Genomic DNA, 16,078 nt, shown 5'->3' with positions numbered 1-16,078 from the left:
ATAGTATCAATCAGGTAGTTTGAAGGCCACATAGTAGTCTCCGGCTTTTTGCCCTCTTGCTCCACCTGCTGCGATGGCTATGTACTGCTTACCATCCACTTCGTAAATCGCCGGCGTAGCAAAACCCGCAGCTGGTAGTTGATATTCCCACACCACTTTTCCAGTGTTTTTATCAAAGGCTCTGATCCTTTCGTCTTTGGTGCCAGCGATAAAGACGAGGCCTCCGGCAGTGACCACCGGGCCGCCGTAGCTTTCTGTGCCGGTTATTGAAATACCCTTCTCAGTCAACTCCGGGAATTCTCCCAAAGGAACTGTCCACAGGTAGTCCCCTGTGTTGAGATCAATGGCGTTAAGTGTCCCCCACGGCGGCTTGATTCCGGGATAACCCTGCTCATCAAAAAGCTTCGTCCAGGCCTTTTTGACATAAGCCGGCTGAAAGCCAAAAGCGTTACTTTCCAAAGAAGGGGTCGGCTCGCTTCGCTCGTCTGCTGTGCCATCTCCCTGCGTTTTTGTTTCCTCCAGCAAGTAGCTGACAATTGTCTGCCGATCCCTTTCTGCCAGGTGTTGGAAAGACGGCATTCTACCTATGCCGCCCCCAAGGATGTTTAGTAGCTGAGTGCTATTGTATTGATTCTTAACATTGCTTATGTCGGGAAAATCGGTTCCATTACCCTTCTTGTCCTTGCCATGGCATGCTGCACAATTGAGCGAAAACAGTTGCTCACCCGACAATACCTCATCACCAGCGCCCCCTTGCTGGATATTTTCAGTCATCTCAAGAATCCACGGGTTGTCGTTGGCGTTCTGATATAATATTCCGTCGGGGTCGATTGCATTTCCACCCCACTCTGCTCCGCCGCTATAGCCGAACAATAGCGTTCCTTCTTTGCTTGGAGGAGCGAACTTGTTGTCGGTTTTGTACCGCTCATAGATTTGCCTGGTATAAGCTTCTGCTTCGGGTGAAATGTCGGAAATATCATCCTCGGTATACACCTGCCTTGAGAATGGAGCTGGCTTCAACGGAAACTTTTGGGTGGGCCATGGTGACTCCCCGGGTAAGCCATTGGTTGGCACCGGTCTTTCCTCAACCGGAAATACCGACTCCCCTGTTTTGCTATTGAGCACATACACCATCCCATCTTTCGTCGCCTGAACAACTACCTCAAGCTTTTGTCCGTTGTGCTCAATAGTAGCAAGATTAGGCTGCAATGGATGATCTCTGTCCCAGAGGTCGTGGCTGATGGTTTGGTAATACCAAACGAGGCTGCCGTCGCTCGCATTCAAAGCCACTATACTGTTGGCAAAGAGATTTTGTCCTGCTCTGCTTCCACCATAGAAGTCCGCTGCAGGCGAACCAGTACCAAAAAACACCACTCCATTTCTCTCATCCAGGATCATTCCAGACCAGGTGTTTGCGCCACCAACTTCCTTGTAGGCACCCTCAGGCCATGTTTCGTAACCAACCTCTCCGGGATGTGGAATGGTGTGAAACACCCATTCCAGCTCTCCGGTGACAACATTGAATGCCCGCACGTGGCCAGGAGCACCATCGCCGGCTTCAGACACAGCTGAGCCGATCACTAGCGTATTTTTGTAAATCACACCTGGTGAAGTAGCTCTTACTCGTGTTTTTGTGATATCGGCGTCGATACCGTCCGAAAGCCCCTGCCGAAGATCAACCACCCCGCCGTTTCCAAAACCCGGAATCAGTTTACCAGTGGCAGCGTTTACCGCATAAAGATTTGATTCGACGGTATACAAAATGCGCTTGTCGTCTCCATTCTCCCAGTACATGACGCCACGGTTGCGAAAGCCCTCTTCAGGCGGCGAAAACTTCCAAAGGTCTTCCCCGGTTGCGGCATTGACGGCAAATAGCTGGAGAAGCGGCGTTGTCGCATATAGCACACCATCTATCACAATTGGCTGACACTGGATTTCCCGCACTCTGGCGCTACTCCCCGGCTCTTGTGATTCTCTCGCTTTGTACATCCACGCCACTTCAAGTTGGCTTACATTCTCAATAGTAATCTGATCGAGCGGTGAATACCTGTTTCCGGCACTATTACCCCCGTAAACAGGCCAGTTCACACCTGTATCAAACCTTGAGACTGTTTTATTTGGCTCGCTCTGCTGGCAACCAGACACAAATGCCAGCAGTATGGCAACACTTTTAAGTCTAAATTTCATCTTTGGCATGTCAATCAAAGTGTGTAGTAATCGTAAGTAATTGTCCATGAGAATGACTCCGAAGCAGCGACTTTGACGCTGATATAGGGCTCCGGACAAACCGTCTTCATGGCTGACCAAAAAATCAATCTCGATAGCGGCCTATCGCAGGTAATTCTGACTCCGGCACCGGTGTTTCTGTTCTCTATCGCTATATCATAGTCTGACGCAGAGCCGCCATAACCACCAATCGAGCGAAGTCGGGCATGGTCGTTTTTGCCCAACACCCCCGTGTAGCTAATTTCCCCACCACTCACCTCGGCAAAGTCGCCAAGCCCACCTGCATCCCCTTCCACCTCAAAGGGGAATCGAATGTGGAAACCAGGACCTACGGTGTCATTGTCGATGACAAAAAAGTTGTGATCAAACACCTGCGTATCGATGACCTGACCTCCCTTATTCGTCAGTGTGTGGTCAATTATCATTTTGTTTCCACTTATCCTTACAACTTTTTTGTAGCTGTAGCTATAATCCTCACTTACTAAATCGTGGACAAATTCTACCTTGTCAGCACTGTGCTTAATACTCCATATACCGTGGTCAACAATTTTGTAAGGTTTTGCAAAATGGTAAGGGGCGGTGTCCAGCCTTTCCAGCACTCCTATTCCGACCTTAACAAACGTCTGGCCTACTTTGGCCTGGTCGTATCCCAGCGGGTCAAAAGCCTCCACAGGGCCGGTTATTGCATCGTGTAAAAAGGGGTCGTACTTCTCGAACCATTGCCCGAAGTAGCTGTGTCCTTTGTAGTTAAGTTGTGAAACCACGCCTGACCAGTCAAACCTTGCTCCCCTGTAGTAACCATTTACAGCATCGGGCAAGTAGATTTCTGCACTTATAGTTCCGTTAGAAATTTTTGCTTTTGGGACTTCCTGAGCCCTTGTGGGAACATGCGAAATCACTAAAAGGGTTGCAGTCAAAAATGCTTTGTTCATAACACTTATCGTTCGTAACAGGTAATAGTTATCCAGCCCAGCCATTTCGAAAAAGGGTGTTGTCAATTTTGCATCAAAAAACTTTAATTTATTTCAGTACACCTGGCGCAATGATTTGATCTAGAAAGCGGGCCAAAGCAGCTGAGAGTCTGCACATTTTCCAGCAACTTCATTCTGCTGCTTTAGCCCATTTTCCATTTAGTAGCCGGGGTTTTGATCGGAAAAGTTGATAGCGACATTGTTCTCTATCTCCAGGGTAGGAATTGGCTGAGCGTAGTCAGTATCTTCCCAGTTGATCGTACCTCCCCGTACGGTCTGATAAATAGCTGCCTCTGCGCTACCATTTTTCCACCTTCTGGTGTCAGTCCATTTTTGTCCCTCGCCAAAAAGCTCAACAAAACGCTCGTATCTCAGCACATTGTTGCCGAGTTCAGGGTCGCCAACAGCTTTAGTGGCATCAGTGAGCGTGACATAGTCGCTTGGATGAGGCACATCCACAGGAAGGTTGTAGGCACGTCTATGCACCTTATTGATGTACTCAAGACCAGTAGCGATGTCGCCTGTTTCAATCGAGGCTTCGGCATAGAGTAAGTACACATCGGCCAGGCGCAGAAGGTAGAAATTGGCACCGCTGTCTCTGATTAGCCTTTGTCTTTCAGTTACATTCACATACTTCCGGAAGCTCCAGGCAGGCCTGTTTACCTCAACACCATCGGCAAAATGTGAGATGGCAGTCTTTTTGCCATCTGCCATAATTGAATCAGCGTAGGGCTGAAATCCCGCAATATATAATCTCGGATCAACCGGGCTGTTCAGTGGGTCAGCACGAAGTGCCAGGGCCTCAGTCACATACCCAGGCCTCACGTTAGATGCCCGTGGTTCCACCACACCATCCTGAAAGTAGTGAGCCTGAGTAAAACCAAAGCGAGCCAGGTTCTTCTCATGAATGAACTCATTGGACCAGCTTGAGGCCAAAGGAAGGTCGTTGATAACGATCGACGGCGCCACGATGCTGGCATACCACGATCCCAGCGACGTTTCATCATTTGATCTACCCACGTTGTCATCCTCAAGGGCTATTTCAATAAGTGATTCGGAATTAAATTCATTGGCCGGGTCAGAGTTGTACATGTTCTTATAAACATTGAAGGGAACGAGCGACTTGCCACTGTTGTCAATCACATCCTTCAGGTAACCTTTTGCCGTTTCCCAGTCGCCTGTCAAAGCATACACCTTTCCAAGCAGGCCTTTGAGTCCCCACTGATTTATCTTAAAACGATCCGCACCTGACCAGGTAGTGGTGCCCATCAATGCAAGTGACTTCTGGAGATCGTCCTTGATCTGATCCCACACTTCTCCCACTGAAGCCCTGCCAACAAATGTTTCAGAAACGCTGTTAGCGGTTTTTAAAACGATGGGTACGCCCATGGCATCACGTCCTTGTCCGTTGATGATCATGTCCTCACCAAAAATGATGATCAGGTTATAGTAGAACCATGCACGCAGATAAAGTGCCTGTCCCTCAAATTTATCCAGTTGATCGCCCGTGACGGTCGTCGCTGGCTTTACCTCACCCGACCGAAACCCTTCCACGGATTCCAGGAGGCTGTTGGCACGAATCACACCCTTATAGGAATCCTTCCAAATATCTTTCAGAAATTCGTCGGACGGTCTGGTGTCATTTTGTGCCTGGTTGATCCAGGTTTGGGTTCCCTGCCACGCCAGGTTCATAGTATGATCCCACACATGATATCCCTTAGCTAAAATAGTGTGGCCATACAACCCATAACCATGTTGGGTTCCATAAACCCCAATTAAGATCGATTCCAGGTCGGCGGCCGATGTTGGAAAAGCAGAAGGTGTCAGGGCGTTCGGGTTGTCTACGGACAAAAACTCTTCTGAACAGCCCATCAAAAACGCAAACGATAGTATTACAATATATTTTTTCATGATTTTCTACATTTAGTCTTCGTGAAAAACCTTAGAAGCTTAGGTTAAAACCAGCTGAAACAAATGTTGTCTGAGGGTATCTGGAGTTAAAGTCTATACCCCTGCTGCCCACTGTTCCCTCCCCGAGGACTTCCGGATCAACTCCCTTGTACTTAGTAAAAGTGAGGAAATTGTCGGCCATCAGGTAAATTCTTAGGGCAGACACTTTGATATTCGATAGCGCCGCTGTTGGGAAACTATACCCAAACTGAAGATTCCTAAGCTTCAGGTATGATCCATTCTCAACGAAATAGCTTGAAATGTTCGTGTAGTTTGCATTGGGATCTCTTTGGTAATTTCCGTTAACGTCGGTAAAGCCTAGCCTTGGCACACTGGTAAGGCCATTTCCATCAAAGAATGAAGCTTTGAACACCTCAGGAGAAGAATTATAATCGCCAGCCAGAAAATCTGAATAATGACGGTTGGCATTGTAAAGATCCACGCCAGATACACCCTGGAAGGCCAATGCAAGGTCGAAGCCTCTGTACTTCATGTTGATATTTATCCCGAAGTTGAGTTTTGGCCATGGGTTTCCGATAAAATCTCTGTCGTCCTGAGTGATCACGCCATCCCCGTTCACATCCTTATAAATCAGGTCACCGGCCCCAGCTCCGTCCTGCACCACTCCTCTTTCCTGAGCTTCCTGGTCGGTGGCGAATATCCCTTCCACCACATAGCCAAAGAACTGGCTCATTGGCTGGCCATCAACCGTCCTGGAAATCGAATTTGACAAATACTGCCCACCTACACCGTCATTAATGGACTTAGTGCCTGAACCATCAAGACTCACCACCTTGTTTTTGTTAAAAGCGCCGGTTAAGCCAAAATTCATCTGAAGATCGCCAACTGATTGTTCATAGTTAGCCCCAATTTCTAGACCTGTGTTGCTGAGTTCGCCGATGTTTGTGAACACTGGGTTAGACGCCAGTAAACGCCCGGCAACATAGCCCGATGACATAGGAAGCGGAAGCTGATAAATCATATCTGAGGTCAACCTCTTATACCAATCCATGGTCACTGTCAATCGCTGATCCAATAAGCCAAAATCAACACCAAAATCAGTAGTTTTCACTTCTTCCCACTTTATCTCAGTGTTGGCAAGGCTAAGTGCTCTGGAGTAAGATTGTACCGCTCTGCCATCGCCTAAAGCGTGAAAATTTTGTGGAGAGTACGATACCTGATACAGGTATTGAGGAATTGCCCCTATGTTTCCCAGTGCACCATAGCTGGCCCGCAATTGCATAGATGAAATAAATCCGCCCTGGTCAAAGAATCCCTCTTCGCTAATCCTCCATCCGGCGGAGAATGCAGGAAAAACGCCCCATTTATTAGCAGGCCCAAACCTATCCGAGCCGTCTCGTCTGATGGTGGCAGATGCCAGGTATTTACCAGCATACGAGTAGTTAATACGACCAAACTGCGAAAGCAATCTTTGATCAGGTGAAGGCCCACCTGTTACACGCTGGGATGTCACGTCGTTATTTAAGAAAAATGATTCTGTTACATCAGCAACAAAGTTTGTGGCGTTGACAGTCACATATTTTCTATCCTCCTTGTACATCTCGTAACCAGCCAATGCTTTGAAGCTGTGGTCTCCAACCATCTTTTCATAGCTAGCCACCAGGTTGGCAGTATAATTCTCCCAATCGGTGTAAGTCTCGGTGAAAATAGCAGGAGCTGACTGCGAGCCGATGTTGTATGCCTCCGAGAAAATACTGTTTACACTGCTGCCGATGTTAGCGCCCAACGTGCCACGAAGGTTAAGTCCTTCCATTATTTTAATATCAACATAGGCATTGCTCTGAATAGCAAATTCATCCTGCCCGCCATGGTTGGTTAGGGCTACAAGTGCCGGATTATTACCATTAAAGTATCCGGCAGAAGGTGCCTGTCCCCAGCTTCCGTCGGGCTCATACACGGGCATGGTGGGTACTGTCCTCCAATAGTTTCCTCCCTGATCCGGGTTTAAAGAGCTTTTGTAGAGATAAACCGTTTCACCTACTGTCACATTTTTAGACAAGTGAAAATCGGAGTTGGTTCTGAAGGAATAACGCTCAAAAGAGTTATCCAGCTTGATTCCTTTTTGTTTAAATATGTTCCCCGACAAATAGTAGTTGGCCTTCTGCGAAGATCCTGCCAGAGAGACCGTGTAGTTATTATCGTTTCCCGGGTTATAGAGTTCGTCCACCCAGTCCACATCGGGCAAAGTGTTGGGATCGCCCCAGGCCGACACGTCGTAGCCAAATGCTTTTCGTGCAGCAAACATTTGCTGTGTGTTCATCAATGGTACCAGCGGGCGTGTATTTCTGATCCCGCTATAGCCACTTACGTTGATATTGATCTTCTCATTGTTTCCAGAGCCTCTCTTGGTCTGGATCAAAACAACGCCGCCTGCTGCCTGCGCTCCATAAATCGCAGCAGCACTAGCATCTTTCAGGATTTCCATTGACTCAATGTCCTCACTGTTGAAAGAATAGTTAGTGCCCATTCGCACGCCGTCGACAATGAACAACGGAGACATCCCGTTCACGGAGCCTCCACCACGAACTACGATATCAGATGTGGCACCTGGCGCCCCTGAAGACTTAACCACCTGCACACCTGCAACCCTGCCCTGCAAAAGTTCAGCAGCACTGGTAACCGGCAAATTCTTGATATCTTCTGACTTCAAGCTAGACACTGCACCGGTAAGATCCTCCTTACTTTGAGAAGCATAGCCCAGTACCACAATCTCATTCAAAGACTGTATATCTTCAACCATCGAGACATTGAGAGAGCTGACAGCCCCAACACGAATTTCTTGTGTGATATAGCCAATTGATGAAAACACCAGCGTAGAATTGGGGCCAGCCACTTCAATGCTGTAGCCACCCTCAACGTCTGTTGCCACACCATTGGATGTCCCCTTTTCGATCACAGACACGCCAGGAATGCCAACACCTTGCTCATCTGACACCTTACCGCTTACCGAAACAGCAGGATTAGCCTCCTGCGTTTCTTTCCTACTATCAGGCTTAATGGTTTTTGCAGGCTTAGGTTCAGCCTTTTTCAGGACAATCTGATTTTTGATTGTGCTGAATGAAACCGTTCCGTCGTCAAAGACCTGCTCAAGAATTTTATCAACGGGCATTCGATCCACATTAATAGAAACCTTTCTTTCCAGGTCAATCTCATCCGTCTTATAAAAGAATTTGAACTGACTTTTGGATTCAATTTCTACCAAGACCTGTTTGATCGTCTTGTTCTCAATGTGCAGCGTAATCTCCTCGAATTGCGAATAGGCATTGGCCTGAATTTTCGGCAAACCAACAACCATCAGGAAGAGAAAGAGCTTCAAACCACTGTGCTTGTAAAAATTACTTTCCACAAGCATGGAAAACCAACTTGATTTTTTCATAACTTTGGGTGATTTTTTTAAATAGGTATGTTTATTAAGATCCAACTACATCGGGGAGCGTGCCAGCGTTTCCCGATCTTTTTTTTAAGTGTGTTTCATTTCATAGGCTGTTTCGTTTGTTTTGGTTGATAATTACTTTGTTATCCGAAATGTGGTAGTCAAAACCAGCACTAGCTCTGAATGTCTCCAGCAAGTCGATGACCGTTTCGTTATCAAACTTTCCATTGAATCGGACAGGTGCTAGCTCTTTATAGTCGTTTTTGATTTCCACGTTGTATCTTCTTTCTATTTTCTTCACTATCTCAGAAAAAGGCTCGTCGTTGAATATCAAAACATTTCGCATCCAGCCCATGTAGTCTTCCACATCCACTTCCTGTACTTCGATATTGCCAGAAACCAAAGAAGCCTTTTGACCAGGCACGATCACTTTCTCGGTGCCAACGATATTACCGCCATCTTTCTCCTGAACAGCCACGCTGCCTTCAATTAACACAGCGTGAGCCACTGACCCTTCATAAGAACTGACGTTGAAATGTGTTCCTAAAACCCTTACATCCATGCCACTGGTGTTTACCAAAAAAGGGTGATCTGGATCCTTCGCCACTTCAAAATATGCCTCTCCGGTTAAAAAGACTTTTCTTTCCTCACCCTGAATAAAATTGACTGGAAACTTAAAAATTGTACCGGAATTGAGATGCACAGATGTGCCATCAGAAAGCACCACCTTGAAGGTTTTCCCTCTCGGCACTTCTATCTCGTTAAATACCAGTTGCTTAATGTCACTCTTCGGCTTGTAAACAATCACATCACCTTCCTGGGAAGCAATTACGCTCCCTTCATCATCATTAATTTGGCTGATACTTCCAATGACAATTTCGTTGGACGTGCCCTTGCTTGTTCTCAGCACTACTTTGTCATCGCCGATAACTAGCGATTGATCATTAGTATTGTGCAGGTTGGCCCATATTGCGACGCCGATCGCAATTCCTGCAATAACAGCTGCATACTTCAGCAAGCTGGAAAATGAGAGGACTCTAACCACTGGCTGCTTCTCTTTTGTTGTCTCCGACATAATCTTCGACCACATCTTTGGCTTGATTTCCTCATCAAAGTTCAAATCTGAAAGTTCCAAGCTATCATCCTGAAATGAATCTAAATACTTTTCCAAAAGCTCACGCTCTTCAGGAGAGCATTCATTGTTTACATATTTATTAAAAAGTGCTCGTGCCTGTTTAGCATCCATCTGGTACTCTTTTGTTTTTGTATAGTGTTAAGTACCATAAGTGACCAGCAGGTACACGTCCACTCAAAAAAATAAATAGTTTATCTGAGAGGGGGAGCTTTGAAAGACTTACGCCATTAAAGTAACGGCATAGTAGCATCACTTGATTTAACTTAGAGGAAATTCGCTATCGTAACAGAGGAGGAGGTCTAAACGAGCCTTATAGTTCCAGCAGCAAAGCGAGTGCTGCAATTTTATGGGGGTGAAGTTCTTGTTTCAACGATTTCAATGCTTTGCTTATTTGATTCTTCACCGCCTGCATCGAAATTTTTAACTCTATGGCAATTTCCTGATTTGACTTATTCTGAAACCGACTCATGACAAATATCTCCTGGCACCTGGGAGGCAGGGAGCTCACCACGTCTTTTATCAGCTCCTCAAGCTCTTCAAACTCCAGCTTTTGCAATATATCAACCGACACATCAACAATATTCAACCTGGTTAGGTCCTCGTCAGAGATTTTGGTATCACGCATGTGCTTGAAAACCTGGAATTTCACCGATTGAAACAAGTATGGTTTTACACTGACAATGTTGACTGTTTTTCGTTTGGACCAAAAATCAATGAAAACATTTTGGACAATATCTTCGCAGGCCTCTTTCTTTTTGAAAATATTCAATGCATAAACAAACAGACCTTTTGAATACCGATTATACAGCTCCTCAAATGCAGCTGCATCATCCTGTGCTATCATTTGCCACAGCTCCAGATCGGTTCGGTCAGATTTCATTACTAATAAAATTTGCCTAAATCTATAAAGATTTATCAAAAAGAAAAGTCGCTAAAGGGTTAGTGGTATGAAAATGCCAAAATACGCTGACTTCGAAGTTTTGCGTAGTTTTAGTATTTAAAAGCCAATCCATGAACATGACCACCTACATCTCCATCCTCAGAGGCATTAACGTCAGCGGGCACAAGCCGGTGCCCATGAAAGAGCTGCAGACGCTGTATGAGTCATTGGGATACGAACAAGTGAAGACCTATATACAGAGCGGCAACGTGGCTTTTGCAACAAGCGAACAACAACAAACGCTGGTCAAAGGAAATATCGAAAAAGCCATCAGCCAACACTTTGGTTTCGATGTACCCGTCCTTGTTCGAACCAAAGCGGACGTACAAAAAGTGATTGAAGAAAATCCTTTTCTTAATGAGAAAGGCATCGAACTTGACAAACTACATGTGACCTTCCTTGACCAGTTGCCAAAGCAGGAGAACGTGGATAAACTGCTGACCTACGACTACGCCCCGGATCGCTTCGTGTTGACGGGAAAAGAAGTGTACGTATACTGCCCCAACGGCTATGGCCGAACAAAGATCAACAATACCTTTTTTGAATCTAAACTGAAGGTTGGGGCTACTACCAGAAACTGGAAGACAGTGGATGTGCTGGCTGAAATGGTCGGGATTAAAAAAGCTTAACAGACTTTGCCAGCTATTCCATTTCCCTGACCGTTACCGGTTCGCCGTTGGGCAAAGCCTCATACATCACATACTTCTTCCCATCTTCCTCCGTCATTCGCACAGCGAGTATAGTGTCGCCCTGTTTCACCTGCACCTTTTTCCAGTCAGGCACCAGTGTTTTGAGAGTCAGGTTATGCCCATACCACTTCGGATCAAGGGTATGTGTAAGGTTCACTACGATAGTGCTGCCATCAATCTTTGTGCTCACTTTCGCAGCCATGCGTTCTCTTATGTATTGCGTTACCTCCACAAACGGAGCCACCCATACGTAGTCTTTTTTAGCCGCCACGTACTCAAAGTATTCCCGTAGCTGCTCTTTAGGTTTGGCCTCCCAGCCAACACCCTCTACGCCGTGAAACACCAGCACCAGCCAGGTGTCATTGCGGGCGGCGGTAGTGTCTACCCACGACTTCATCAGCTCCATAGGTGTTTTGGATAAAGGCCCCCGCTGCCACTGCACATACTCCTTCCCGTCTTTTCCTTCAGCCGGCCACTCCTTCGCACCCCTGTTGAGCTCAGCCAGAAAGGGTTCTGGCATCCTGTTGCGGGCCGACTTATACACCTTGAGTACATACTCCACCGAATGCTCATTCTCAGTACCATAAGGACCTTCGGCTGAAAATATGTAGTCTTCACCTATCTGATTTTCAATTTCTTCCTTACTCTTTTCCAGCTCGTACAGTATGTTGGGCTCATCGAGGATGGCCAACCGGGGATGGGTAACCGTATGACTGGCAATCTCATGCCCATTGGCGGCGTATTGGCGGTACAGCTCCCAGGTAGTGGTGTCGTTGGCCTCTCTATAGCTGCTGGGTGGTCCTACCCTTCTAAGTTTACCAGCCCTGATCTTCGCATACCCCTCTTCGATGATTTCAATGGCCTTGTCTACGTTTTCGGCGTCGACTGCCGCTCCAGCTCTGGTGTGATAATCCAGGCCGCCTTCATAACCCAGAAAGCCAATGGCAGAGGCTCGTTCAAGCAGATTGTCCTTGTTGGTTGGTATTTTGGCAGTTTCTGCAATGATCTCCTCTCCCGGCTTGCCGATAAAGGTGCCCCGGTACTGCGACTCAGGTATTTTGCCCGTGATGATGTAAAACGTGCCCTTCATGCCTAGCGAGTCGAGCATGGGCATGGCTATAGTGAACTGGTGGACGGTGCCATCATCGAATGTGAGAGAAACAGCTCCGGTTTTGTCTTGGTACCATTTGGCAACTTCTGTCTTTCCGATATCGGCATCAAACGATGGCTGACAAGAAGTTAAAATCGATACAATTGTAAAGGTAGCGAGGATGTGGTTCAGGTGTATTCTTTTCATCATAACATCAAATAACTACAAACTATGCCCCTTCTCCAACCAAGGTTACACCACTGGAAAACATTGAAGCCTGACCTAACAAATTACTCCAAAATCGCCTGATACACCAGCGCTCTCAGCTTGGCCTGATCGTCCAGTCCAGCAGTCGGAATAAGTTGCTTGAAGTAAACCACTACCAACTCCTCTTTGGGGTCGACCCAGTAAGTTGAACCATAGGCACCACCCCAACCATATTCGCCTACCGACCCGGGGATACCTCTTTCGCCTAAATCCTCCACGACGTAAAACCCGAGACCAAACCCTTGTCCGTCCCGAAACTCAATATCGCCTGTATGGCTGACCGTCATCAATTCAACGGTTTTTGGTGAAAGAATTCGTGTGCCATCGAGCTCACCTCCATTCAGCGTCATTTGAAGAAACTTCGCATAGTTGTCGGCTGTGCTCAACAAACCGGCTCCTCCGGAAAAGCTTGTTCTGGGCCCGTCCACATAGGCTCCCTGGCTCACCATGGTGCCCGTTACCGGCGCCTTCTCTATCGGCTTGTCCTGAGATGCCGAATAAACCGTTGCGAGCTTGGCCACCTTGTTCTTCGGTACATAAAAGTGCGTATCATTCATTCCCAGCGGATCGGTAATCCTTGTCTTGATAAACTGATCCAGCGGCATTCCCGAAGCCTTTTCCACCACCGCACCAAGGATATCTGTGTTGTAGCCGTAAACAAATTTCTCCCCTGGCTGAGCATCCATAGGCAGTGAAGCCATTTTGGCAATAGTGGCACCAACAGGCTCTTCCCTGTGGGCAAAATACCATCCCGTGATGCCTGCCTCTTCCCATTTATCTTTGGCAGGCCCGCCACCATAACCAATGCCTGCTGTGTGAGTGAGCAGGTCTCTCAGCGTGATTTGCCTTTTTGCCGGTACAATCTCATAAACTCCATCTTCCTTGGCCACAGCAACTACCGTCTCTTCAAATTCGGGTATGTATTTGCTTACGTTATCGGTTATCAAAAGCTTTCCTTCCTCCTGAAGCATCATGATCGAAACGCTAACAAGAGCCTTAGTTTGCGATGCGATTCGAAAAATAGCATCCTTAGGCATCACAGATTTGGACTCGATGTCCCTCAAGCCAAACGCTTCATGGTACACCACTTTTCCCTTACGCATCACCAAAACGACATTACCAGACATCTTTTTATCGTCGGCATACTGCTTGAACACAGCACTAATGCGCTGGAGTCTGTCCGATGACATGCCCACCTCTTCGGGTTTGGCAGTCGGCAGCGTTTGCGCATGGAGGTGGTGAAGTCCGACAAAAAGGACTAGCAGGGCAATAGAAATGCGTAAGAGTAATTTATTTTTCATGGAAAAGTAGGTTTTAAAAGGGGTGATTATAACTATTATTCGAATGAATTCAAACGAGTAAATGGGTGAAGTCCCGCCACGCACAGGATAAAGTCAGTGATATTCCTTATTTTTATAAAACACCCTCAATGGTATGAAAAGGAAAAGTTTGTTCATCGGTTTTGTTGTCCTGGTTACCAGCGTCGGCTGCGACAGAACGGAGGAACCACCAAAAGACCCATTGGCTGGCTATACGTCGACCTACGAAATTATTCAGGGAGAAATCTGGGACGCATCCTGCGTAAGCTGTCACTCGCCCGGCACCACCTTTGCCAAGCAATCGGATCTGATCCTTTCGGCAGAGGAGTCGTACGAACAGCTCATCAACCGAGCCCCTAACAATGCAGCTGCTAAAGCCGATGGTTTGCAACTAGTTGGCGACAAAGGCATTGAAAGCCTTTACAAGAGCTTCCTTTGGGAAAAAATCAATGTGCATGATCAGGAGCATTTTTATCAAGATCACCCGCAATACGGCTCGCTCATGCCCCTTGGAGGTGTGCTGACCAACGGTGAGCTTGAATTCATCAGGCAGTGGATCATTAATGGCGCTCCGAAAGACGGAGAAATCGTTGACCGGTCGATTCTGGAAGACACCACTACTTTTGAAGTGCTTCCTTTTGAGCAGCTGGCAGTGCCTACGGAAGGCATTCAGTTCCATCTCGGGCCTTTTGATGTGCCAGCTAATAGAGACAGGGAAATGTTCTCTTATAAGCTACTCAACAACCCGGAACCCATTTTCATCAAAGAGGTGGAGTTCAGCATGCGGCCGGGCAGCCACCATTTTATCCTTTACAACTACACGAACAACATCCCGGAGCTCTTCGTGCCAAAATCTGACTATATCAGAGACGTGTATGATGCCAAAGGAGAATATGTTATCTCAACTTTGCTGGTCATGGCCTATCATCAGTTCGTCACCGGCACGCAGTGGCCACGCATGCGCTACGCATTTCCGGAGGGAGTGGCATTGAAAGTGCCCGCCAACTCCGGCTTCGATATGAACAGCCACTACGCCAACAAAACAAATGACGTGGTTGTTGGCGAGGTGTATGCCAATATTCATACAACAAAAGAGGAAGAGGTGGTGCACATAGCCGAAATCCTCAACCTGAACAACGACAACATCAATATACCTGCAAAGACAAAAACAAGCCTCACCAAGGAGTTTCGCTTTGATGAGGAGAGGACGATCTTCCAGCTTTGGTCGCACGCACACAGCCACATGACCGAGTTCCGGGTGTATGCCATAGGCGGCGAAAACGACGGCAAGCTGGTTTACATCTCCTACGACTGGGAGCATCCACCGATTCTGCAACTAGATCCGCCATTGCTGATCCCGGCTAAAGGTGGTCTGAAACTTGTAACTACTTATGATAACCAGGAAAATCGCAGCCTGCATTTCGGACTCAGAAGCTCCGATGAAATGATGATTCTGTTTGGAGCTTACTACAAAGAATAGACTGTGCCTTTAAAAGTATATCTTCTCATCTTATTACTACCCTTTTCGCATTTATGCCGGGGGCAGATTGAAGTCGATACTTCTTTTAGATCCATTTCACTGAAGCTAACATTGGGTGATGGATACAGGTCCTTGACCTTTCGGAAAAACGGTGAGTCAGACACGGCAATTTTTCTAAATTACTTCGTTAGTAAAAACACCCAGGGCAAGACAAACCTGTCCGACGAAATACCTAACATCCGCACACTTTGGGACAGTGCCGCACAGCTCGTCCCTATTCGCTTAACATCGGCAAACATTGGCTATCCGCTGGAATACGACGACGTGCTCCAAAACCAAATAGCCGCCTTCAATGCTTCCAGTGAGTGGAAAGCCCATGTGAACAAAAATGGAAAGAAGCTGGATTATAAATTGATCAGACAGGTCATGATCGATCATCATGTTTATGGCCCGTTTGAAGATTTACTTTCCGACTACGGCTATACGCTGACTGATCTTTCGACGGAAAAGCACGGCTTCGTGACTAACGAAAAACTAAAAGAGCTGGGCAGAAGCCCCGATGAGCTAATCCCTGTGCCTTATATGGTTTGGCTGGCCATTTCAATCCAATAGATTTA

Annotated in this window: 11 protein-coding genes; 3 read left to right on the top strand and 8 right to left on the bottom strand. The window is 46.9% G+C overall.

The window, feature by feature from the left end:
- Window positions 1-6: 6 nt before the first annotated feature.
- The 6 genes from RIF36_RS10825 to RIF36_RS10800 form a co-directional block, all read right to left on the bottom strand.
- Window positions 7-2,187, bottom strand: a complete 2,181-nt coding sequence (locus RIF36_RS10825) for an outer membrane protein assembly factor BamB family protein (RefSeq protein ID WP_350128725.1) — start codon at window positions 2,185-2,187, stop codon at window positions 7-9.
- Between the two features lie 14 nt (window positions 2,188-2,201).
- Window positions 2,202-3,158 (bottom strand): hypothetical protein, encoded by a 957-nt coding sequence (locus tag RIF36_RS10820; protein ID WP_350128728.1) that lies wholly within the window; start codon window positions 3,156-3,158, stop codon window positions 2,202-2,204.
- A 198-nt stretch (window positions 3,159-3,356) separates the two neighbouring features.
- A complete protein-coding gene (locus RIF36_RS10815; protein WP_350075185.1) occupies window positions 3,357-5,108 on the bottom strand; it encodes a RagB/SusD family nutrient uptake outer membrane protein in 1,752 nt (583 codons plus the stop codon).
- A 31-nt stretch (window positions 5,109-5,139) separates the two neighbouring features.
- Window positions 5,140-8,544 (bottom strand): TonB-dependent receptor, encoded by a 3,405-nt coding sequence (locus tag RIF36_RS10810; protein ID WP_350128731.1) that lies wholly within the window; start codon window positions 8,542-8,544, stop codon window positions 5,140-5,142.
- Between the two features lie 100 nt (window positions 8,545-8,644).
- Window positions 8,645-9,787: a FecR family protein gene (locus tag RIF36_RS10805; protein ID WP_350075189.1), complete on the bottom strand. Its 1,143-nt coding sequence runs from the start codon at window positions 9,785-9,787 to the stop codon at window positions 8,645-8,647.
- A 199-nt stretch (window positions 9,788-9,986) separates the two neighbouring features.
- The gene (locus RIF36_RS10800; RefSeq protein ID WP_350128734.1) at window positions 9,987-10,556 is read right to left on the bottom strand and encodes an RNA polymerase sigma factor; all 570 of its coding nucleotides are present in this window, start codon (window positions 10,554-10,556) and stop codon (window positions 9,987-9,989) included.
- A gap of 131 nt (window positions 10,557-10,687) precedes the next feature.
- On the opposite strand from RIF36_RS10800, the gene RIF36_RS10795 reads away from it, so the two are divergent.
- On the top strand, window positions 10,688-11,245 hold the full coding sequence (locus RIF36_RS10795; protein WP_350128737.1) for a DUF1697 domain-containing protein: 558 nt from the start codon (window positions 10,688-10,690) through the stop codon (window positions 11,243-11,245).
- Window positions 11,246-11,258: 13 nt separating this feature from the next.
- Here RIF36_RS10795 and RIF36_RS10790 read toward each other — a convergent pair whose 3' ends face one another.
- Both RIF36_RS10790 and RIF36_RS10785 read right to left on the bottom strand, forming a co-directional pair.
- On the bottom strand, window positions 11,259-12,605 hold the full coding sequence (locus RIF36_RS10790; RefSeq protein WP_350128740.1) for a polysaccharide deacetylase family protein: 1,347 nt from the start codon (window positions 12,603-12,605) through the stop codon (window positions 11,259-11,261).
- An 80-nt stretch (window positions 12,606-12,685) separates the two neighbouring features.
- Window positions 12,686-13,963 carry a serine hydrolase domain-containing protein gene (locus RIF36_RS10785; protein WP_350075197.1) on the bottom strand — a complete coding sequence of 426 codons (1,278 nt, stop codon included), beginning with the start codon at window positions 13,961-13,963 and terminating at the stop codon, window positions 12,686-12,688.
- 133 nt (window positions 13,964-14,096) lie between these two features.
- On the opposite strand from RIF36_RS10785, the gene RIF36_RS10780 reads away from it, so the two are divergent.
- Both RIF36_RS10780 and RIF36_RS10775 read left to right on the top strand, forming a co-directional pair.
- The gene (locus RIF36_RS10780; protein ID WP_350128743.1) at window positions 14,097-15,461 is read left to right on the top strand and encodes a hypothetical protein; all 1,365 of its coding nucleotides are present in this window, start codon (window positions 14,097-14,099) and stop codon (window positions 15,459-15,461) included.
- A gap of 132 nt (window positions 15,462-15,593) precedes the next feature.
- Window positions 15,594-16,073: a hypothetical protein gene (locus tag RIF36_RS10775; protein ID WP_350149346.1), complete on the top strand. Its 480-nt coding sequence runs from the start codon at window positions 15,594-15,596 to the stop codon at window positions 16,071-16,073.
- Window positions 16,074-16,078 lie beyond the last annotated feature (5 nt).

The sequence above is a fragment of the Imperialibacter sp. genome, assembly GCF_040222815.1.
In the GTDB taxonomy this organism is placed as follows: Bacteria; Bacteroidota; Bacteroidia; order Cytophagales; family Cyclobacteriaceae; genus Imperialibacter.
Note: the sequence above shows the minus strand (reverse complement) of the source record. Positions and strands in the feature narration are given on the sequence as shown.

Coding starts and splice junctions, on each gene's coding strand:
- RIF36_RS10790 (WP_350128740.1), bottom strand. CDS start 12,605: ATGATGAAAAGAATACACCTGAACCACATCCTCGCTACCTTTACAATT.
- RIF36_RS10805 (WP_350075189.1), bottom strand. CDS start 9,787: ATGGATGCTAAACAGGCACGAGCACTTTTTAATAAATATGTAAACAAT.
- RIF36_RS10795 (WP_350128737.1), top strand. CDS start 10,688: ATGAACATGACCACCTACATCTCCATCCTCAGAGGCATTAACGTCAGC.
- RIF36_RS10810 (WP_350128731.1), bottom strand. CDS start 8,544: ATGAAAAAATCAAGTTGGTTTTCCATGCTTGTGGAAAGTAATTTTTAC.
- RIF36_RS10785 (WP_350075197.1), bottom strand. CDS start 13,963: ATGAAAAATAAATTACTCTTACGCATTTCTATTGCCCTGCTAGTCCTT.
- RIF36_RS10780 (WP_350128743.1), top strand. CDS start 14,097: ATGAAAAGGAAAAGTTTGTTCATCGGTTTTGTTGTCCTGGTTACCAGC.
- RIF36_RS10815 (WP_350075185.1), bottom strand. CDS start 5,108: ATGAAAAAATATATTGTAATACTATCGTTTGCGTTTTTGATGGGCTGT.
- RIF36_RS10825 (WP_350128725.1), bottom strand. CDS start 2,187: ATGAAATTTAGACTTAAAAGTGTTGCCATACTGCTGGCATTTGTGTCT.
- RIF36_RS10800 (WP_350128734.1), bottom strand. CDS start 10,556: ATGAAATCTGACCGAACCGATCTGGAGCTGTGGCAAATGATAGCACAG.
- RIF36_RS10820 (WP_350128728.1), bottom strand. CDS start 3,158: ATGAACAAAGCATTTTTGACTGCAACCCTTTTAGTGATTTCGCATGTT.